General features: G+C 70.5%; 23 protein-coding genes and 1 pseudogene. 14 read left to right on the forward strand and 10 right to left on the reverse strand.

The window, feature by feature from the left end; translation table 11 throughout:
• Nucleotides 1–527 precede the first annotated feature (527 nt).
• The 3 genes from ACGFIS_RS30345 to ACGFIS_RS30355 are packed head-to-tail and all read right to left on the reverse strand — an operon-like array spanning nucleotide 528 to nucleotide 3,648.
• On the reverse strand, nucleotides 528–2,279 hold the full coding sequence (locus tag ACGFIS_RS30345) for a serine/threonine-protein kinase (RefSeq protein ID WP_392973349.1): 1,752 nt from the start codon (nucleotides 2,277–2,279) through the stop codon (nucleotides 528–530).
• Nucleotides 2,276–3,052, reverse strand: a complete 777-nt coding sequence (locus tag ACGFIS_RS30350; RefSeq protein WP_392910960.1) for a hypothetical protein — start codon at nucleotides 3,050–3,052, stop codon at nucleotides 2,276–2,278. Before ACGFIS_RS30350 ends, ACGFIS_RS30345 begins: the two co-directional genes overlap by 4 nt.
• The gene (locus ACGFIS_RS30355; RefSeq protein WP_392973351.1) at nucleotides 3,046–3,648 is read right to left on the reverse strand and encodes a hypothetical protein; all 603 of its coding nucleotides are present in this window, start codon (nucleotides 3,646–3,648) and stop codon (nucleotides 3,046–3,048) included. The genes ACGFIS_RS30350 and ACGFIS_RS30355 overlap by 7 nt, the downstream gene beginning before the upstream one ends.
• 157 nt (nucleotides 3,649–3,805) lie before the next feature.
• On the opposite strand from ACGFIS_RS30355, the gene ACGFIS_RS30360 reads away from it, so the two are divergent.
• Nucleotides 3,806–4,750, forward strand: a complete 945-nt coding sequence (locus ACGFIS_RS30360; protein ID WP_392910956.1) for a zinc-binding dehydrogenase — start codon at nucleotides 3,806–3,808, stop codon at nucleotides 4,748–4,750.
• Nucleotides 4,751–4,769: 19 nt separating this feature from the next.
• Here the strand turns inward: ACGFIS_RS30360 and ACGFIS_RS30365 are convergent, their stop codons facing one another.
• On the reverse strand, nucleotides 4,770–5,942 hold the full coding sequence (locus ACGFIS_RS30365) for an alpha/beta hydrolase family protein (RefSeq protein ID WP_392910954.1): 1,173 nt from the start codon (nucleotides 5,940–5,942) through the stop codon (nucleotides 4,770–4,772).
• A gap of 111 nt (nucleotides 5,943–6,053) precedes the next feature.
• On the opposite strand from ACGFIS_RS30365, the pseudogene ACGFIS_RS30370 reads away from it, so the two are divergent.
• Nucleotides 6,054–6,176, forward strand: a pseudogene (locus tag ACGFIS_RS30370) (hypothetical protein); the annotation flags it as partial.
• Nucleotides 6,177–6,211: 35 nt separating this feature from the next.
• Here the strand turns inward: ACGFIS_RS30370 and ACGFIS_RS30375 are convergent.
• Nucleotides 6,212–6,883 (reverse strand): hypothetical protein, encoded by a 672-nt coding sequence (locus ACGFIS_RS30375; protein WP_392910952.1) that lies wholly within the window; start codon nucleotides 6,881–6,883, stop codon nucleotides 6,212–6,214.
• 81 nt (nucleotides 6,884–6,964) lie between these two features.
• Entirely contained in the window at nucleotides 6,965–7,771 is an 807-nt protein-coding gene (locus ACGFIS_RS30380; protein WP_392910949.1) for a class I SAM-dependent methyltransferase, read from the reverse strand.
• 19 nt (nucleotides 7,772–7,790) lie between these two features.
• On the opposite strand from ACGFIS_RS30380, the gene ACGFIS_RS30385 reads away from it, so the two are divergent.
• Nucleotides 7,791–8,159: a hypothetical protein gene (locus ACGFIS_RS30385; RefSeq protein WP_392910947.1), complete on the forward strand. Its 369-nt coding sequence runs from the start codon at nucleotides 7,791–7,793 to the stop codon at nucleotides 8,157–8,159.
• 119 nt (nucleotides 8,160–8,278) lie between these two features.
• On the forward strand, nucleotides 8,279–9,151 hold the full coding sequence (locus ACGFIS_RS30390; protein ID WP_392910945.1) for a crotonase/enoyl-CoA hydratase family protein: 873 nt from the start codon (nucleotides 8,279–8,281) through the stop codon (nucleotides 9,149–9,151).
• Nucleotides 9,152–9,160: 9 nt separating this feature from the next.
• Here ACGFIS_RS30390 and ACGFIS_RS30395 read toward each other — a convergent pair whose 3' ends face one another.
• Entirely contained in the window at nucleotides 9,161–9,415 is a 255-nt protein-coding gene (locus tag ACGFIS_RS30395; protein ID WP_392910943.1) for a hypothetical protein, read from the reverse strand.
• A gap of 112 nt (nucleotides 9,416–9,527) precedes the next feature.
• On the opposite strand from ACGFIS_RS30395, the gene fdxA reads away from it, so the two are divergent.
• From fdxA to ACGFIS_RS30440, 9 genes are all read left to right on the forward strand, one after another.
• Complete coding sequence (gene fdxA, locus ACGFIS_RS30400; protein WP_141966697.1) at nucleotides 9,528–9,854, forward strand: ferredoxin; 327 nt, start codon at nucleotides 9,528–9,530, stop codon at nucleotides 9,852–9,854.
• 153 nt (nucleotides 9,855–10,007) lie between these two features.
• Entirely contained in the window at nucleotides 10,008–11,093 is a 1,086-nt protein-coding gene (gene dapC, locus ACGFIS_RS30405; protein WP_392910940.1) for a succinyldiaminopimelate transaminase, read from the forward strand.
• 173 nt (nucleotides 11,094–11,266) lie between these two features.
• Nucleotides 11,267–11,881, forward strand: coding sequence for a DUF4178 domain-containing protein (locus ACGFIS_RS30410; protein WP_392910938.1), 615 nt, complete (start codon nucleotides 11,267–11,269; stop codon nucleotides 11,879–11,881).
• A 2-nt stretch (nucleotides 11,882–11,883) separates the two neighbouring features.
• On the forward strand, nucleotides 11,884–12,390 hold the full coding sequence (locus tag ACGFIS_RS30415; protein WP_392910936.1) for a DUF2617 family protein: 507 nt from the start codon (nucleotides 11,884–11,886) through the stop codon (nucleotides 12,388–12,390).
• Nucleotides 12,387–12,821, forward strand: a complete 435-nt coding sequence (locus ACGFIS_RS30420; RefSeq protein WP_392910934.1) for a DUF4247 domain-containing protein — start codon at nucleotides 12,387–12,389, stop codon at nucleotides 12,819–12,821. Before ACGFIS_RS30415 ends, ACGFIS_RS30420 begins: the two co-directional genes overlap by 4 nt.
• Nucleotides 12,822–12,831: 10 nt before the next feature.
• On the forward strand, nucleotides 12,832–13,272 hold the full coding sequence (locus ACGFIS_RS30425; protein WP_392910932.1) for a DUF350 domain-containing protein: 441 nt from the start codon (nucleotides 12,832–12,834) through the stop codon (nucleotides 13,270–13,272).
• A 17-nt stretch (nucleotides 13,273–13,289) separates the two neighbouring features.
• Entirely contained in the window at nucleotides 13,290–13,697 is a 408-nt protein-coding gene (locus ACGFIS_RS30430; protein WP_392910930.1) for a DUF4247 domain-containing protein, read from the forward strand.
• The gene (locus tag ACGFIS_RS30435; RefSeq protein ID WP_392910928.1) at nucleotides 13,694–14,668 is read left to right on the forward strand and encodes a hypothetical protein; all 975 of its coding nucleotides are present in this window, start codon (nucleotides 13,694–13,696) and stop codon (nucleotides 14,666–14,668) included. The genes ACGFIS_RS30430 and ACGFIS_RS30435 overlap by 4 nt, the downstream gene beginning before the upstream one ends.
• On the forward strand, nucleotides 14,665–16,272 hold the full coding sequence (locus tag ACGFIS_RS30440) for a polyamine aminopropyltransferase (protein ID WP_392910926.1): 1,608 nt from the start codon (nucleotides 14,665–14,667) through the stop codon (nucleotides 16,270–16,272). Before ACGFIS_RS30435 ends, ACGFIS_RS30440 begins: the two co-directional genes overlap by 4 nt.
• Before the next feature lie 4 nt (nucleotides 16,273–16,276).
• Here the strand turns inward: ACGFIS_RS30440 and ACGFIS_RS30445 are convergent, their stop codons facing one another.
• Nucleotides 16,277–16,978 (reverse strand): MerR family transcriptional regulator, encoded by a 702-nt coding sequence (locus tag ACGFIS_RS30445; RefSeq protein WP_392910924.1) that lies wholly within the window; start codon nucleotides 16,976–16,978, stop codon nucleotides 16,277–16,279.
• Between the two features lie 77 nt (nucleotides 16,979–17,055).
• Here ACGFIS_RS30445 and ACGFIS_RS30450 point away from each other — a divergent pair, with 77 nt between their 5' ends.
• A complete protein-coding gene (locus ACGFIS_RS30450; protein ID WP_392910922.1) occupies nucleotides 17,056–18,198 on the forward strand; it encodes an acyl-CoA dehydrogenase family protein in 1,143 nt (380 codons plus the stop codon).
• Between the two features lie 49 nt (nucleotides 18,199–18,247).
• On the opposite strand, the gene ACGFIS_RS30455 is transcribed toward ACGFIS_RS30450, so the two are convergent.
• Together ACGFIS_RS30455 and ACGFIS_RS30460 are read right to left on the reverse strand one after the other, a co-directional pair.
• Entirely contained in the window at nucleotides 18,248–18,382 is a 135-nt protein-coding gene (locus ACGFIS_RS30455; RefSeq protein WP_392910920.1) for a hypothetical protein, read from the reverse strand.
• Nucleotides 18,379–18,507, reverse strand: coding sequence for a hypothetical protein (locus tag ACGFIS_RS30460; RefSeq protein WP_392910918.1), 129 nt, complete (start codon nucleotides 18,505–18,507; stop codon nucleotides 18,379–18,381). The genes ACGFIS_RS30455 and ACGFIS_RS30460 overlap by 4 nt, the downstream gene beginning before the upstream one ends.
• Between the last annotated feature and the right edge of the window lie 12 nt (nucleotides 18,508–18,519).

The raw sequence follows: 18,519 nt of genomic DNA on the forward strand, positions 1-18,519 counted from the left end.
GACCTTCCCGCCCGCCGTCACCACCCGCCAACGCAAGATCCTCGACGCCCTGAACACCCCACGCGCCACGCACTAACCAATTGAGCCAACTCAGGCTGTTGAGCGAGGGCGGACGCGGCCTGGCGATGATGGGCGCGCTGGTCAAGGAGTGGGGCGCCCAGCCGGTCGGGGGCGGCGGAAAGGCAGTGTGGGCCCTGCTGCCCGACAGCACCTCGTGAACGAGCCCGATGTACTGGCCCGACTCCGGAAGCGGCACCCCGCCTGGGCCATATCGGTGGACGGGGGCACGTGGCGCTCCTCGGGCCGCCTCCTCATCTGGGCGTCGTCACCGGAACAACTGGAAGCGGCGATGAACGGCGAACCCCCATTCCCACCCGACCTGGCCGCCCGCAGGGTCCGCGTCCGTCACCGTGCAAGATCACGGTGACGAGTCGGGGAGAGTGCAGATGGCCAACCTCGATCCGCTCAACACCGATCTCGCCCACGGCGAGCGGCGTGGGCTTTGGTGCGAAACTCCTGCTCATTCCTCAGCCGTCCAGTACTTCGACGATCGGGGCGGACCCTTCGTTGACTGTGCCCATCGCCTCCTGGGAGACGCCTTCTCTCTTACCGGTGATCTGCAACGGAGCGATCATCGAGACCAGGTAGGTCCCTGGTGCCAGAACATCCGGGCCCGGCACCTTGAGTGTGGAGCTCTGGGTCCACTTGCTCCGGAACGCGCATTCCGCCTCTATGTAGGGTTGCGCATCGCCGCTCTTCTTGCTCTTCGCTGGGATGAAGACGGCGCCGGGTCCAGTTGGGAGCTGCTTCGGCTTCGCCGGGGGAACACGGTAGAACGCCAGATAGGTCCCGTCGGACGGGGCTTCGGTGTCGTACCACCCGAACCCGTAGTTCCCCACGACGTCAGTTCGTTTCGTGTCCTCACCGAAACACTGGCGTCGGCCGCCGGGAAGATACTTCGCGCCGGCGGGCGTCCGGGCTCGGAACTGCTGGACCAAGCGTAGGTCAGTCCCGGGCTTCACCCTGGCCGGAGTGACCGTCATGATCAAGTCCATGTAGGGGGTCTCGGACGCGGGCATGTTGGGTTGCCCGGTCAGCACCCCCGGGCGGGTGAAGTAGGCGTGGATCCCGCCGCGGCTCTCTCCGCCGACACCCGGCCCCGAAGGCCAGAGCACCCAGGCGGCGATCACAGCCCCGACCCCAACGCCCCCGATGGCCGCGGCCCCCTTCGTCCCGCCGACCTTGGCCATGAAGCCCTTGGACGCGGACGTACCGGTCTTGGCCATGAAGTCCGCTGTCGCGGTGCCCTGCGCGTAAACCATTGAGCCGGGCGCCGTCATACCGGAAGTGACCGCGCCCGCAGCTGTGGACGACGCACCGGGGGCGAGTAGCGCACCTCCGAGCGCCGCCAGTGGGATCGTGGTCGCCACGGCTGCGGCGACGGCTCCGAGCGTGAGGAGTCCACGCCGTTCCCAGTCGGGTCCGTACGACTGGACGGCGATGGCTTCCAGTTCGCTGACGAACTCGTGGGCATTCCAGAACCGGTCGGCCGGGCTCTTGGCCATCCCGCGCTCGATGAGCGGACGCAGCGGGTCGGGAACCAGTTCAAGTGGTGGCGGAGTTTGAGTGTGCCCGTTCTTTAGTGCTTCCAGGGTCGTCCCCTGGAAGGGCTTGTTGCCACTGACGCATTCCATGAAGACGCAGGTTGCTGCGTAAAGGTCAGTCGCGGGAGTGGCGGGTTCGCCCGCCCACTGTTCCGGCGCCATGTAAACCGGGGTGCCTGCCCGGCCGCCCTGCCCGGTGAGTACCGCCACCCCGAAGTCGATCAGCTTGCTTTGTCCGTCGTCTTGGACGAGTACGTTCGCGGGCTTGTAATCGCGGTGTACGACTCCGACCGCGTGCGCCGCCGCTAACCCGAGCAGTGAGCCCTTCAACGTCGTCAACGCGGCCTCTGGCGTTAAGGGCCCGTCGTGTTCGTCCAGGACCTTGCGGAGCGGACGTCCGGCGACCGCCTCCAGGACGATCGCCGCTCCCCAGGGCGACTCCAAATAGTCCAGCAGCCGGGCCACATGCGGATTGACGACCCGCTTGAGCATCTCCGCCTCGGTGCGGAAGGTGTTCCGCGCTTCGGTGTTCCCGAGCAGATCGACGGCCAGGTACTTGATCGCCACTGGCCCGCCGCCGGATTCATGCCGCGCGAGCACGACCTTGCCCTGTGCCCCGGCCCCTAACTCCGCCAGCTCGACGAACCCGGCTACGGGGTATTCGCGCGACGTCATTGGCCCGTGTTGGTCTGGATCTCACTCACGACGAGCGGCGTGGGCTGGGACGTCACGCTCTCAGGCCCCAGGTCGCCCCCCGGGGCGTCGCAGGCCGCTCCTTCGCAGGTCCAGGTGAGATCCCACGTGATGGTCGCGGTGATCTGGTAAGCGCCTGCGGGTTGCCCAGCCGACGACCGCTTGTAGGTGTAGTTACAGCTCTTGCCTTCTTTGCTTCCCGCGTCCTCGCATTTCTTCTGTGCCTCGCCCATGTTCCAGGTGACGGAAACGGGATTCGCCGTGGCCTGGATCGACTGCCCGCCGCCACCGATCGGGTCCGTTCTCACCACCTCGAAGCCGTCCACCCAGAGGGACGTCCGCATCCTGACGTAGGTCTTGCCGTTCGGTGCGGTGTGCACGATGGGCGCTGGGAGTCTGGCGGAACTCTCGGCCGCCGCCACCCAGTCGAGCGTGGTCGGTGCGGCCGGCGCCGGATCCCCATCGATGGGGACGAATCCCACGTCCTCGTTCTCGGTCAGGCCCACTGGGTCGGGTGGCTCCACGGGGCCCGAGCTTCCGCCGCCGGACGATCCGCCCTGTCCGCCGGAGCCGCTGCCTCTTTCGAAGTACTTGCAGTCGAACGGGTTGCCGCTCTTGCATTCATCGGCCTGAGCTGGCAGGGCGATGAATGCCGGGGCCAGCAGCGCCGCCGCGAAGATCGCGGTGGAGGTCAGACGGTGGTGGTTACGGGAATGGGGACGCATCGTGTGTCCTTCCCTGCCGGCGGTCAGCATTTCTTTTCCCGGACGCTGGCGGCGGCCTTCCAGACGCCCGAGTCGTACTGGAGTGTCGTCCGGAAGAGGTGGGTCCCGCCGGGGCCGCCGCCGAGACGTTCACCGGTTTCGGCGGAGTAGCGGTAGCCGACGAGTGTCCGGATGCAGTCGGCGACGTAGACCTTCGTGCTGTCCTTGGACCGGGCGTACACGCGGGGGTTGAACGTGCTGGTGTAGCGCCAGACTTCGCCCTTGGCCTTGGTCGCCTCTATCTGTTCGGTGATCTCGGTAAGCAGGGGATCCATGGCGACCGTGGTGAGTTCGGACGGGTCGTTGGTCTCGTACGCCTTCTTGTAGGCGGCCTGGTAGGCGCGGTAGCGCTGGAGGACCGTCTCGAAGAGTTGCGCCGTGGGGATGGCGGAAGGTGCGACGGCGGTGGGCGCGGGGGCGGCGGCGCCGCCGTCGATGGTGCCGTTGGGGGCCAGTTCGCCGTTGCCGGACGAGCCGGACGAGCCGCACCCGGCGGCCGCGCACAGTGTCAGGGCCAGCGCGACGACCGGCATGGTGGTGGCGCGGCGGGACCCCTGCGGGGAGGAACGTACCAACCGGGCGCGCATCGCCATCCCTGAGCGGCAGCCGACAACGGGGCGGAATACGCGCGAAAGCTTACAGAGGTCTGTGGGGCGAGAAAAGCGATTCGTTGCGAACGACTTGACCTCAACCATGGTCGAGGTAGCAGGCTGCGGGTGAACGATGTGATCGGAGGGGTTCCGTATGCGTGCCGTGTGGTTGAGGGAGTTCGGGGGGCCGGAGAAGCTGGTGCCGGGGGAGGCGCCCGACCCGGTCCCCGCCGCCGGGCAGGTGCTGATCGCGGTCGAGTTCGTCAACATCACGTTCGTGGAGACGCAGATGCGGGCGGGCGCCGCCCCGTTCCCGATGAAGGAGCCGCCGGTCATCCTCGGCAACGGGGTCGGTGGCACGGTGGCGGCGGTCGGTCCGGGGGCCGACGGGGGACTGGTCGGACGCCGGGTCGTGAGTGCCACCGGCGGCACCGGCGCCTACGCGGAAATGGTCGCGGTGGACGCGGCGGGAATCCTGGAGGTGCCGGACGGTGTGGCGCTTGACGAGGCGGTTGCGCTGCTGGCGGACGGGCGCACGGCGGTGATGATGCTCAGGGCGGTGGAGCCGAAGCCCGGCGAACGGGTCCTGGTCGAGGCGGCGGCCGGTGGCGTCGGGACGCTGCTCGTCCAGCTGGCGAAGGCGGCCGGGACGACGGTCGTGGCGGCGGCCGGCGGCTCGCACAAGGCGGAGCTGCCGATGCGGCTGGGCGCGGACGAGGCCGCCGACTACCGGGAACCCGGCTGGACGGAGAAGGTCGGGCAGGTGGACATCGTGCTCGACGGAGTCGGCGGCGACGTGGCGCGCGAGGCGTTCACCCTCCTGCGAACCGGTGGACGGATGGTCAGCTTCGGCCTGGCGAGCGGCGAGTGGGCGAACATCCAGGAGGATGACGCGGCGGCGCGGGGGGTGACGCTCGTCCGGGCCACGGCCACCCCCGAGGAGTTGCGGGAGTTCACTCGGACCGCCCTGGCGGAGGCGGCCGCCGGGAGGCTGCGGCCGGTGATCGGGCAGCGGTTCCCGCTCGACGGCGCGGCCGACGCGCACGCCGCGATCCAGTCACGCTCCACCGTCGGCAAGGCGCTTCTTGAGGTCCGCTGACCCACCTTCTGGACGTCTGCTAACCCACCTTCTTGAGGAAGGTGCCGAGGGCGCGTTCATAGGCGGCGGGGTCGATGTTCCACGATTCGGTGTGGTCGCCCGGAGTGGTGATGTGCGTGACCATGCCGGGCGGGGCCGTCGCGGCGAAGGTGTAGGCGGGGCCGTTGGCGACGGTGGCGTCGTCGGCGGCGGTGAAGAGCAGGACGGGTGTCCGCAGGTTCGGTGCGTACCGGCGGTGGTCGAACTCGGTCAGGTCGATGCCGATGCGCCACTCCAGGACGTGTTTGGCCACGCCGGTGATGAAGCCGGGCAGGTCGCGGGCGGCGCCTTGCTTGTCGAGGGTGGCGTTCCAGTCCAGGACGGGGGAGTCGAGCACGACCCCGCGGACGAACGACGGATCCTTCCGCAGGGTCGCCATGACCATCGCGCCGCCCATGGACCACCCGTACAGGACGACGCCCGTCGCGCCGTGCGCGCGTGCGTAGCCCATGGCGGAGACGACGTCCTGCCATTCTGTGTCGCCGAGATGGTTCTTGCGGTCGCCGGACGACGGCGCCCCCACGTCGTTCCGGTACGCGATGGACATCATCGGCAGCCCCGCCGCGTGGACGGCGCGCATCGCGCGGAACGTCTCGGCCTTGTCCGCGTTCCGCCCGTGGACGCCGATGACCCATGTGCTCTTGGGGGATGTCCCCGGCAGCAGCCACGCGGGCATCGGACCGACCTTGGACGGGTAGGTGACGTCCTGGAACGGCAGTCCGAGCGCCGTCTTCGGGTCGCCGTCGTACATCCAGTGGTCGATGGCCGCGGGAACGCCCTTCGCCAGGGAGCCTTCGACGACGGACGAGACCTTCCGCACGACCCGCTCACCGTCCCGGCTGACGACCGGCCCGAGCAGTGCGCGCCCGCCCTTCCAGACGAGTGCCCACGTGCCCGGACGTTCCGTCGCCGCGTCCCGGGGCAGTGTGACCGTGCCGCCGCCCGCGTCGATGATGGTGAGCGGGTACTCGGCCGCGTGGTCGACCTCGATGGCGACGCCCGCGAAGTACCAGCCGATTCCGCCGACGACCGTGCACAGCAGCACGATGAGGGCGACGGCCGTCGCCATCAGTGCGCGGACACGGCGGCGGCGCCGGGGGGTCGGCGGTTCGGTGATCGCCGGGATCGGCGACTGGGGTGCGGCGGTCGACACGACATAGGAACTTAGCCTCCCCCGAGCGTCGCGAACGCCCGGGTCACTCCGCAATATGTCGATCCGTGCGGTTAATCTGCCGGAAAGGTGCCATCGGGGGCGACCGGACGCATGGAGGGCGCGTGTCGTGACGGGGCGAGGCGTGTCGGGCTGGGCGGCCCGGACGGCAACGTGACCTACGCGGCGCGGACCCCGTATCCGCATCGTTCGCTGCCGCCCGAATGGCAGGACCGCCCGTATCACCGAGGTGCGGTACACCTGACCGGGCGTCAGGCGGTGCCGATCGCGGACACCAGCCCGAGCGCCAGGACGAGGTCCAGGTGGATGAACGTCTCCAGCTTCGCGCCCGGCGGCACGTCCGTGTCGGCGCCGAGGCGGTCGAGGACGGCGAGCGCGGCGGGGCTGTCCAGGTCGTCCGCGAGGGCGGCCTGCGCCTCCGTCGCGTACTCGCGGCTCATCGGCCGGCCCGGGGCCGTCGCCCACTCGGCGACCGCGCCGCGCCAGCGTCCCAGCCGTTCGGCGGCCCGCGCGAGCGTCGCCTCCGTCAGCTCCAGCGGCTCCCGGTAGGGGACCTCCAGCATCGCGAGCCGCACCGACAGCGGGTCCGCGGACGCCCACTCCCCGGTCTCACGCGGCACGGCCAGGCTGAGCACGTCCCCGCCCGCGCCGCCGCCGGCGGACACCTGGACGTCGGCGTCCGCGATCGGGGAGTCGAGCACCTCGAACGGCGCGATGTTGTAGTCGGACCAGTCGCCGCCCTGCGGGAGGGACGGGGTGCTCACGACCCGGACACGCCGCCCCGCCCGTTCCGCGACGCGGCGCAGCAGGTCGGTCACCACCAGGACGCGGCGCCCGGCGCCGTCCAGCACCTGGACGCGCAGGCCGCGGCCGGCGGGCAGCGGTTCCGTCCGCCCGGTGCGAGGGTCGTACAGCCGGAGCATGCCCCAACCCTAGGCCGGGCCGCCCCACGCCACGGCGGCGGGTCGCTCGGCGGCGTCAGCGCGCCGGGACGGCGCGGCGGGTCAGAGCTGCGGGTCGGAGGGGAACGGCCCGGTCGGCAGCGGTGTGGCGCTGTCGGCCTTGCGGACGGCCGCGAACCGCAGCCGCACATAGTCGGCGACCCACCCCGACTCGCGGCGCAGCGCCGGAGCGGCCAGGTCGTTCACCCGGTCGAGCAGCGGGTCGACCAGCTCCGGCGGGACGTCCGACAGCGCTCGCGCCGCGTACGCGCGGATCCAGTCGGCGGCGCCGTTCGGGCCCTCGGTCATCCGGGTCGGCCGGTCGGCGTGCTCCAGCAGCCGCAGCGTGAACCCGGCCTCCTCAAGCTTGGCCGCGTACTCGGCGGGGGTCGGGAAGTACCAGGGCAGCTCGGGTTCGCCGAGGCCGAACACGCGCCAGGCGGTCTGCATCGCGGCGATCAGCTCCGCGCAGTTCCCGGCGCCGCCCAGCTCGGCGACGAAACGCCCGCCGGGACGCAGTGCGGCGTGCACGCGTCCGATCACGGCGTCGGGGTCGCGGTTCATCCAGTGCAGTGCGGCGTTGGAGGCGATCGCGTCGAAGGACTCGCCGACGGTGAAGTCGTGCGCGTCGCCGACGATGAACGACAGCCCGGGGTTCAACGCGGTCGCCTGCGCAACCATGTCGGGGCTGCCGTCGATGCCCAGCACCTCGGCGCCCCGCTCTGCGATCTCCGCGCTGAACGTCCCGGTGCCGCACCCGAGGTCGATGACCCGCTCGCCGGGCTGCGGATCGAGTAGGTCGACCAGGGGCGCACCGTGCGCGGAGACGTACCCGAAAGCGGAGTCGTACGTCGTCACGGCCCAATTCACTGTCATAATTTATCGGACAATGGCGAGCGGGGAGGCGGCGTTCGTGATGGTGGACGTCACGTCCGAGGTGCGGATCGCTGGATCCGAGGGGCCCGACGGCCTGGCCCTGCGCACCTCCGGCCTGTCCGCCGGGGGGCTGCCGGAGCTTCGTGTGGAAGGGCTCCCGCCCTATCTCGGGCAGGGCTGGGCGCGCGTCCTCGCCGCACTGGCGCAGCGTCTCGCGGCGGCCGGGGAGATTCCCGCGAGCGTCACCCTCGGCCCCGGAGTAGAGATCAGTCTCACACTCGCCGCCGACGGTGCGCTGGTCGCCGTCCCGCCGCCCGGCCGCGATCCCGGGGACTGGCGCCGGGACGTCCTGCTCCGCCTGTTCCCCGAGGCCCGCACCTGACCGAGGCCCGCACCTGATCGAGGCCCGTACCTGACCGAGGCCGCACCTGCCGCGAGGCGCGCCCGCCGCGTGTTCCTAGAATCTGATTCTGTCCAGCCGGGTCGGAGAAGGGTTCGCAGGTGACGTACACAGAGATCGAGTACGAGGTTCGGGACGGGATCGCCACCGTCACGCTGAACCGTCCGCAGAAGATGAACGCCTACACGTTCACCATGCGCAACGAGATGCTGGACGTCTTCGACAGGATCGACGCCGACGACGACGTGCGCGCGGTCGTGGTGACGGGCGCGGGACGCGCGTTCTGCGCCGGCGCCGACCTGAGCGGAGGCGGCGACACCTTCGACAAGGACAAGACCAAGGACATGTTCGCCGGGGAGAACGACGTCTTCGAGGACGGCACCCCGCGCGACGGCGGCGGCACGGTCGCGCTCCGCATCGCCCGCTGCCTCAAGCCCGTCATCGGAGCCTTCAACGGCGCCGCCGTCGGCGTCGGCGTCACCATGACCCTCCCGATGGACGTCCGGCTCGCCAGCGAGAACGCCAGGTTCGGGTTCGTGTTCGCCCGCCGCGGCATCGTCACCGAGGCCGCGTCCAGCTGGTTCCTGCCCCGCCTCGTCGGCATCGCCCAGGCCATGGAGTGGGCCGCGACCGGCCGCGTCTTCGGCGCCCAGGAGGCCCTCGACGGACGTCTCGTCTCCCGCGTCCTCGCCCCCGGCGAACTCCTGCCCGCCGCCTACGCCCTGGCCCGCGAGATCGCCGACAACACCTCCGCGGTCTCCGTCGCGACCATCCGGCGGCTCATGTGGTCGGGCCTGTCCGCCCCGTCCCCGTGGGACGCCCACGTCGCCGACTCCCACCTCATGGCCGCCCTCGGCGGCGCCGCCGACGCCGTCGAGGGCGTCTCGGCCTTCCTGGAGAAGCGCGACGCGGTCTTCCCGATGCGCGTCAGCAAGGACCTCCCGGCCGCCGTCCCCGACTGGCCCACCCGCTGAAACGCGCGATCAGGTGCTGCGGGGCCTGCGGCGCGGGGGAGGCTGCGGCGGGACGACCTTGGCCGCGACCATGGTCTCCTCGGGGACTTCGACCAGTTCGCCGGTGCGGCGGCGCACCGCGAGCGTTCCGCCGGACCAGGATTCGAGCACGCCGACCACGTCGCTGTACTCTCCCGTTGGCAGACGACGGCGCAGCGAGATCCGCTGCCCCACGTCCGCGCCACTGATGGTGACCACCAGGCGCGCGCCGAATCGGCCTGACATGAGGGACCCCCGCTGTCGAATCGATGGCGCCGTGGTGGCCATACTATTCACAGCGAGCTTGCGGTGAGCCGTGACGTGCGGCGGGGCCGGAAAACCGAGAGGAGTCACTGACGTGACCTACGTCATCGCGCAGCCCTGCGTGGATCTGCTCGACAAGGCATGCATCGAGGAGTGCCCGGTCGACTGCATCTACGAGGGCAAGCGCATGCTCTACATCCACCCGGATGAGTGCGTCGACTGCGGTGCGTGTGAGCCGGTTTGCCCGGTTGAGGCGATCTACTACGAGGACGACACGCCTGAGCAGTGGAAGGACTTCTACAAGGCCAACGTGGAGTTCTTCGACGACCTCGGGTCGCCGGGCGGAGCGTCCAAGGTCGGGAAGATCGACAAGGACCACCCGATCGTCGCCGCGTTGCCTCCGCAGAGCCACGACGACTGACGGGCGGCGCGCGGCGCCGGGATGCGCCCCCGCGGGGCGCGGTTCCCGGGGCGGCCTGCGCCGATTTCGGGGCCGTGGCCTCCCACGTTGGTGGAGGGCCGCGGCCCCGCGGGTTTCCGAGTGACCCGAGGGTCTCCAGTTGAGGGGTGGGACGTGTTCACGCTGCCGGACTTTCCGTGGGACCGGCTCGCGCCGTACAAGGAGCGGGCGCTGGCGCACGCGGACGGCATCGCCGACCTGTCGGTCGGGACGCCGGTGGACCCCACGCCCGAGCCGATCCGGGCGGCGCTGGCCGCCGCGGCGGACGCGCCCGGATATCCGCAGACCTACGGGACGCCGCGGCTGCGCGAGTCGGTCGCCGGGTGGCTGCGGCGCCGCGCCGGCGTGTCGGGCGCCGACCCCGACGCGGTGCTCCCCGTCATCGGCACCAAGGAACTGGTGGCCTGGCTGCCGACGCTGCTCGGCGCCGGTCCCGGCGACCGGGTCGTCTTCCCGGAGCTGGCCTACCCGACGTACGACGTGGGCGCCCGGCTGGCCGGCGCGACGCCCGTCGCGACGGACGGGCTGCTGTCCCTCGGCCCGGTCTCACCCAAGATCGTGTGGGTGAACTCGCCGTCCAACCCGACCGGCAAGGTGCTGCCCGCCGAGCATCTGCGCAAGGTCGTCGCGTGGGCGCGCGGCCGCGGCGCCGTCGTCGTCAGCGACGAGTGCTACCTGGAGTTCGGCTGGGACGAGGACAGGCCGCCGATCTCGGTCCTGCATCCGGACGTGTGCGGGGGGTCCCACGAGGGGCTGCTCGCCGTCAACTCCCTGTCCAAGCGCTCCAACATGGCGGGCTACCGTGCGGGGTTCGTCACGGGCGACATCGCGCTGGTCAAACGGCTGCTGGAGGTCCGCAAGCACGCGGGGATGATCGTCCCCGGCCCGGTGCAGGCGGCGATGGCGGTCGCGTTCGACGACGACGCGCACGTGGACGAGCAGCGGGAGAGGTACGCGCGGCGCCGTGCCGCGCTGCGCGCCGCGTTCGAGGGGCACGGTTTCCGCGTCGACCATTCCGAGGCGTCCCTGTACCTGTGGGCCACGCGGGACGAGCCGTGCTGGGACACCGTCGCGCATCTGGCGTCCCTCGGCATCCTCGTCGGGCCCGGCGAGTTCTACGGCCCCGCCGGGGCGCGGCACATCAGGGTCGCGTTCACCGCCACCGACGAGCGTGTCGCCGCCGCCGTCGGCCGCCTCTGACGCCCGGCAAACCCTTCGGCGCGGGCCGGCGTCGTTTGTGTGCCGTTTCGTTGTTTTTCGCGTGCAACCGACCACTCGTTTGATACGTCTGAACACGGTATGGGCCTGGAAGGCCGCAGTCGGTAGGATCCGCAGGTCTGCGACCGGGTGTGCACGAAACATAGGAGGTGTCCGTGAGCGGAACGGCGATAGTGATCCTGCTCGTGCTGATCCTGATCGCCCTGATCGTGTTGATCTTCGTCCTGCTGCGGCGCCGGCAGCCCCCCGCCCCCGCCGCCCCGCCGCCCCCGCGCGACCCGTTCGCCGCCGAGGACCAGGTGGCGGGCGATCCGCGGACGCTGAAGGCGGGGGACATGGTCGAGTATCTCGGCGTCCGCTACTTCGTGCGCGGTTCGGTGCGGCTGCGCGAGGGCGGCTTCACCTGGAGCGAGCATCTGCTGGACGCCGACACCATCGAGGGCGCCAAGGTGTGGATCTCCGTCGAGGAGGACCCCGACCTCGAGGTCGTCTGGTGGACCGAACACGACATCGGCGACATGACGCCCAGTGAACGGACCCTCGTCGTGGACGGCGTCGAGTACCGCCGCGACGAGCACGGGACGGCCGACTACACCAGCGAGGGCACGACCGGCGTCGGCGTCCAGGGACGGGTCGAGTACGTCGACTACGAGGGCCCGCGCGGGAAGTACCTGTCGTTCGAGCAGTACGGCGGCGGGCAGTGGGAGGCGGGCCTCGGCGAACGCGTCCCGACCGGGTCGATGACGATCTACCCGGGCGGCGGTGCCTGACGTTGCGAGCCTCCCTCCGCACCCCCTACGCGGACGCGCGCGCCGACGCGCTCTCGTTCGCGCTCGGGCTGGCGCCCCTGGAAGCCCTCGCCGTCCTGCCCGTCGAGCGTGCGGGCGTGACCGTGGAGTTCCGGCTGCTCGGCGCGTCCCACCAGGTCATCGCCGGGCCGCTCAGCGAGACGGTGGCGTGCCTGCCCGGCGACGCCGAGCCGCTGCCCGGACGCGCGAGCACCAGCATGCCCGGCTGGGCCTACGAATTCGCCGCGACGACGGCCACCCACAGCGACGACACGGCGTTCGGCCGTGCCGTCGAGGCGGTCTGCGCACGGCTTGCGGACCGCGGTGACGCGCTGACCGGCGCCTTCCCCGGCTCACGGCACGCCGTCACCGCACTCGCACTGGAGAACCACGCATTGGAGGACGGCGGGATCGGCTGGCGGACGTGGCACGCCTACCCGCAGACCCGGGAGATCGTGATGACACGGAGCCGGTTGGTGAGACCATCGTGAACAGAGGACACCGGATGATCGGCGGCGTGTTCGCCGCCGTTCTGATCGTCCCGGCGCTGGGGGGCTGCGGCACCTCGAACCGGGACTGGATCGCCGACAAGTACAGCAAGGCCGGGCCGGACACCTACCGGTCCCCGAAGGCTCCGCAGGCGGTCGCCTCGGAGATCAGCCGCAAGTTCAGGCCGATCGACCGGGTGAACAACCTGGCGACGAGGGGCTCGGCGGGCGGCATATTCCTGCAGTATCCGAAGCTGGTCGTCGGCGTCCTGCCCAGCGGGTCGGGCAGCCGGATCACCGTCGACAGCCCCCGCCGCGGCTACAGCCGCTACCACTCCCATGTCGGCGGAATCTGGCGGAGCCCGGGCAGCAACGGATGGACCAGCAGCGGCGTCGCGTCGTTCCGCGGCGGCGGACCAGGGTCGGGTAAATGAGGAGCAATAGATGAACGACGACATCCTGCAAGAGATCGGCGCCACCTTCGCCTACGGCGCCGTCGGCATCGCCCTGATGGCGCTCGGCTACCTGGTGGTGGAGGTGACCACCCCCGGCAGGCTCGGCAAGCAGATCTGGACCGAGGCGAACAAGGGCGCCGCGCTGCTGCTGGCGGTCAAGCTGTTCAGCGTCGGCGTGATCGTCACCACCGCGATCGTCACCAGTGACAGCGACCTGAGCGCCGGCCTGATCGACACCGCGGTCTTCGGCGGCATCGGCATCGTGCTGATGGTCATCGCGTTCCTGCTGCTGGACGTGATGACGCCCGGCAAGCTCGGCGCGACGCTCGTCGACGCGGACGGCACCGGGAAGCAGATCCATCCGGCCGGCTGGGTGGTCGCCGCCGCCGACCTCGGCGTCGCCGCGATCGTCGCCGGAGCGGTCTCCTGAGTACGAGGCGCCGCAGCATGAAGGGATCGCTGACCTGGGCGGGGCTGCTGGCCGCGTTCGGCGTGATGATCCTGCTGATCGCGATGTTCGCGGGGAGGACCTCACCCCGCGGCGACATCCCCAAGGACTACCGGAAGGTGGCGGACGGCACCTACACGTCGTCGAAGAAGCCCCTGGCGGTGGCCCAGGAGATCACCGAAAAACACAAGACGGACGAACGCGTCTACACCCCCAATGGCATCTACCTGCGCTACCACGACGCGGTCGTCGGGATCCTGCCCGCCGCCGGCGGCTCCCGGATCACCCTCGACAAGCCCGCACGCGGATACGCCCGCTACTACTCCGTCGTCGGCGGGACCTGGGGCGGGCCCGGCGGCAAGGCGTCGTCCTTCCGCGGCGGCGGCCCCGGAGGTGGAGGCAAATGACCAAGGGTGACGGCAAAGGAGGCCCGTCGAACCGCCCGGCCCGGAGCGGCGCGGGCGGGAACGCGAAGCCGGCCTCCGCGAGTCCGGCTTCCACGAGTCCGGCCTCCAAGCGGCAGCAGCAGGTGCAGGGATGGGGCTGCGTCACGGTGTTCGCCCTCCTCATCGTCGGCGGGATCCTGTGGTCCCTGTACGACGAGGGCGTCTTCGAGAAGAAGGCGGCGAAGGACGCGCCCGTCTTCGGGCCGCAGCAGACGGGACGGCTCGTCGAGCAGCTCTCCACGGCGGCCGACGCGCAGGGCATCTGCTACGGCTGGGTGATCGACTCCGGCCGGAACCGCGAGATCAAGCCTGTGACGCCGTCCTATCCCGGAACGTTCCGTCCCCACCCCCCGAAGCAGGCCCCCGCCCCCGTCTCCGCCCCCGCGCCCGTCCCCACGGGGGATGGGCACTTCTCCTCGCAGGGGGAGATCGAGTACGACCTGAACCAGCTGGACGGGCCGGGAGTCGAGTTCGGCTCCAACCTCGGCCCGGGCAAAGACCCGCGACAGACCCCCGGCCAGTGCCCCAAGTGGGTGATCCTCGAAGCCCGCTACAGCTACTCGGAGTCGTACGGCGAGTATTCGTTCGGCCGGTTCGAGATCAAGAGCAGTTTCGACGAGCGCTTCCGGGAGGCCACGTTCGAGCGCCGCCTCGGACAGGTCGGTGAGGACGACATCGACGGCGAGTACGGGACCGCCAGGCTCCGGGACGCCATCGGCGCGCTGCCGATGCTCGTCGCGGACGAGGGCCTCGCCCCGCCGGTCCCCGCGGAGACCTCGCGGGCGGCGCAGGCGCCCCCGAACGACAGGCTGGCGGAGTCCACCATCACCGCCCGCGCCGTCTGGACGGTGATCGGGATCGGGCTGCTCGCCGTGGCGATCGTGGTGCTCACGGTCGGTGCCGTGCGGAACCTGCGGAGCCGGAGCTCATGACGGAGGACACGGCCGTGAAGGCGGAGCCGGAGCACGCCATGGAGGCGACCCCGGCTCCGCTGAGCATCCCGGCGCGCATCGCGCGCGCCATGGTGCTCGCGGCCGTGTTCACCTGCGCCGCCTGCGGGCTGGTGTACGAGCTGGCGCTGGTGGCCCTCGGCAGCTACCTGATGGGCAACTCGGTCACCCAGGCGTCGATCGTGCTGTCGGTCATGGTCTTCGCGATGGGCGTCGGGTCGCTGCTCGCCAAGCCGCTGCGGCGCTGGCCGGTGGCGGCGTTCGCGATCGTGGAGGGCGCGCTGGCCCTGATCGGCGGGCTGTCGGTGCTGGCGCTGTACGCGGCGTTCGCATGGCTCAGCCTGTACAACCCGGCGCTGATCGTGGTCGCGTTCCTGGTCGGGGCGCTGATCGGCGCGGAGCTGCCGCTGCTGATGACGCTGCTGCAGCGGATCAGGCGGCAGGAGGCGGGGGCCGCGGTCGCCGACCTGTTCGCCGCCGACTACGTGGGCGCGCTGATCGGCGGGCTCGCCTTCCCGTTCTTCCTGCTGCCGCTCTTCGGGCACATCAGGGGCGCGCTGCTGGTCGGCGCGGTCAACGTGGTGGCCGGGATGGCGGTGGTGCTGTGGCTGTTCCGCCGCGAGGTCGGCCGCGGCATGAAGGCCGCGCTCTGGACGGGCATGGCGGCCGTGCTGCTGGTGCTCGGCGGCACCTACGCCCTGGCCGACGAGTTCGAGATCTCCGCCCGCCAGGTCCTGTACCGGGACCCGATCGTGCTGACCGAGCGGACCCCGTACCAGGAGATCGTCGTCACCCGGCAGGTCTCGCTGTCGGGCCGTCCCGACGTGCGGCTGTTCCTGAACGGGGACCTCCAGTTCTCCTCCGTGGACGAGTACCGGTACCACGAGTCGCTCGTCCACCCGATCATGTCCGGCCCGCACGGCCGGGTCCTCATCCTGGGCGGCGGCGACGGTCTCGCGCTGCGCGAGGTGCTGCGCTACAAGAGCGTCCGGAGCGCGACGCTCGTCGAGCTGGACCCGGAGGTGCTGAAGCTGGCCCGCACCTACGCGCCCCTCGCGTCCCTCAACGAGCACTCGTTCGAGGACCCCCGCGTCACGACCGTCACGGCCGACGCGTTCTCGTGGCTGCGCGGCCTGAACGAGCGGTTCGACACGGTCATCGTCGACATGCCCGACCCGGACGACGTCGCCACCGCCAAGCTGTACTCCGTCGAGTTCTACGGCATGGTGAAGCGGATCCTCGCGCCGGGCGGCCGGATGGTCGTCCAGTCGGGTTCGCCGTACTTCGCGCCGATGTCGTTCTGGAGCATCGAGAAGTCCATCGCCGCCGCCGGTCTCGCGACGGTCCCGTACCACGTGGACGTGCCGAGCTTCGGTGACTGGGGGTACGTCATGGCGTCCCCGACCGGCAGGCCCCCGGCGCTGGAGATGGCGCCGGACGTCCCGGACCTCCGCTTCCTCGACGAGGCGCTCCTCCAGGCGTCGACGGTCTTTCCCAAGGACCGCCGGAGCCGCGACGTGGAGGTCAACACGCTCGTCCACCCCCGCCTGGTCGAGTACCAGAAGCGGGAGTGGAAGGACGCCTGAGCGTTCAGTCCGGAACCGACTGCCGGATGGCCTTGTCGACCGCCCGCTGGAACGACGTGACCAGCGACTGGATCATCAGGGGTTTCAGTTTCCCGGTCATCTCCATCAGCCGTTCCCGCTCGTGCGGCGCGCGCCCGCCTTCCCGGTAGGGCCGGACGACGGTGTCCTGGAAGACCCGCTGGAGCTCGGCGGCCAGCGCGGTCGTGTGGCGGTCGACGGCCTCGTGCGAGGCGACCAGCGTGTCCAGCGGCATCGGCAGCGCGGCCAGTTCGGCGCTGATGCCGAGCAGCGCCGGGCTGAGGACCCGCACGATGTCCTCGGAGACGAGTTCGACGACGCCCAGGGCCTCCAGCCGCTTGAGCACGTCGTCGTCGAGGTGGCGTCCGGCCCGCCGGTCCAGATCGTGCCGGCCGAGGTCTTCGGGGCGTTCCGGTGCCCACGGGGACAGCAGCGCACGCTGCAGCGCGAGGTCCTCGGCCGGAGCGTCCAGCGGGATCCGCTGCAGGTGCTTCTCGATCGAGGCCAGCGTGAGCCCGAGCGACTGCAGCTCCCGGACGAGTTCCAGCCGCGCCAGATGGTCGGCGCCGTACAGGCCCGTCCTGCCGCGCAGCTTCGGGGGCGGGAGCAGGCCGCGCCCGGCGTAGAACCGCACGGTCCGGACGGTGACCCCGGCGCGTGAGGCCAGCTCGTCGACGGTGAGTTCCATCCCGCCTCCCTCTATGTGACAGTGCCAGTGTTACATTAATCTTGTATCAGCGGACACTTACTGAGGGAGACCGCCGGATGGGACGGGAAATCTACACCGACGAGCACGAGGCGTTCCGCGACATGGTGCGCTCCTTCATCGAGAAAGAGGCGGCCCCGCACCACGAGCAGTGGGAGAAGGACGGGATCGTCTCGCGCGAGGTGTGGCTGGCCGCCGGACGGGCGGGCCTGCTCGGCATCGACATGCCCGAGGAGTTCGGCGGCGGCGGCAACTCCGACTACCGCTACTACGTGATCTTCAACGAGGAGCTGGCGAAGGCCGGTGTGCACGGCCCCGGCTTCGCCGTCCACAACGACATCAACGGCGGTTACCTGCGCCAGCTCTGCAACGACGAGCAGAAGGCCCGCTGGTTCCCCGGCTACTGCTCCGGCGAGATCATCACCGGTATCGCGATGACCGAGCCCGCCGCCGGCTCCGACCTTCAGGGCATCAAGACCACCGCGGTCAAGGACGGCGACCACTACGTCCTGAACGGCTCGAAGACCTTCATCTCCAACGGCATCCTCGCCGACCTCGTCATCGTCGTCGCCAAGACCGACCCGTCCGCCGGCGCCAGGGGCGTCAGCCTCCTCGCCGTCGAGCGCGGCATGGACGGCTTCGAACGCGGCCGCAACCTCGACAAGGTCGGCATGCACGCCCAGGACACCGCCGAGCTGTTCTTCGACAACGTCCGCGTCCCCAAGGAGAACCTCCTCGGCGAGGAGGGCATGGGCTTCATCTACCTGATGCAGAACCTCGCCCGCGAGCGCCTGTCCATCGGCGCCACCGCCCAGGCGGGCGCCGAGGTCGCGTTCGAGCAGACCCTCGAGTACTGCAAGACCCGCGAGGCGTTCGGCCGCCCGATCGGCAAGTTCCAGCACAACCGCTTCACCCTCGCCGAGATGAAGACGGAGCTGACGGTCACCCGCGCCTTCACCGACGACTGCATCCTCAAGGAGAGCAGGGGCGAGCTGTCCGCCGAAGAGGCGGCGATGCTCAAGTACTGGAACACCGAGCTGCTCAAGCGGGTCGTCGACCGCTGCGTCCAGCTCCACGGCGGCTACGGCTACATGACCGAGTACCCCATCGCCAAGGCCTACCAGGACGCCCGCATCCAGACCATCTTCGGCGGCACCACCGAGATCATGAAGGAGATCATCGGCCGCTCCCTCGGCGTCTGACCCCGCGCGGCGGCCGGAGCGGTCCGGGCCGCCCGCACGGGCGGCCCGTTCAACTCAAACGGTGGCCTGAATGAGCGGCTCGAGCGGACGCGACCAGCCCGAAGTCCCGCACGTTGAGGTTCTTGTCCACGATCCGGCGGCCGATCGAGATGATCTCTTCGGCCGTCAGGTAGCGCACGCTCATGCGTCGCGCTGCCGGTACTCCTCCAACGCGGTGATCAGAATCGCGTTCTTGGACTGGTGTTCGGCCGAGGCCACCTCGTCGAGCCATGCGTCCAGATCGGCGGGAAGACGTGCTGCGAAGGCCATCTGGATACTCCT

Origin of the sequence: Spirillospora sp. NPDC048824 (assembly GCF_043198455.1) — a bacterium.
Taxonomy (GTDB): domain Bacteria; phylum Actinomycetota; class Actinomycetes; order Streptosporangiales; family Streptosporangiaceae; genus Spirillospora.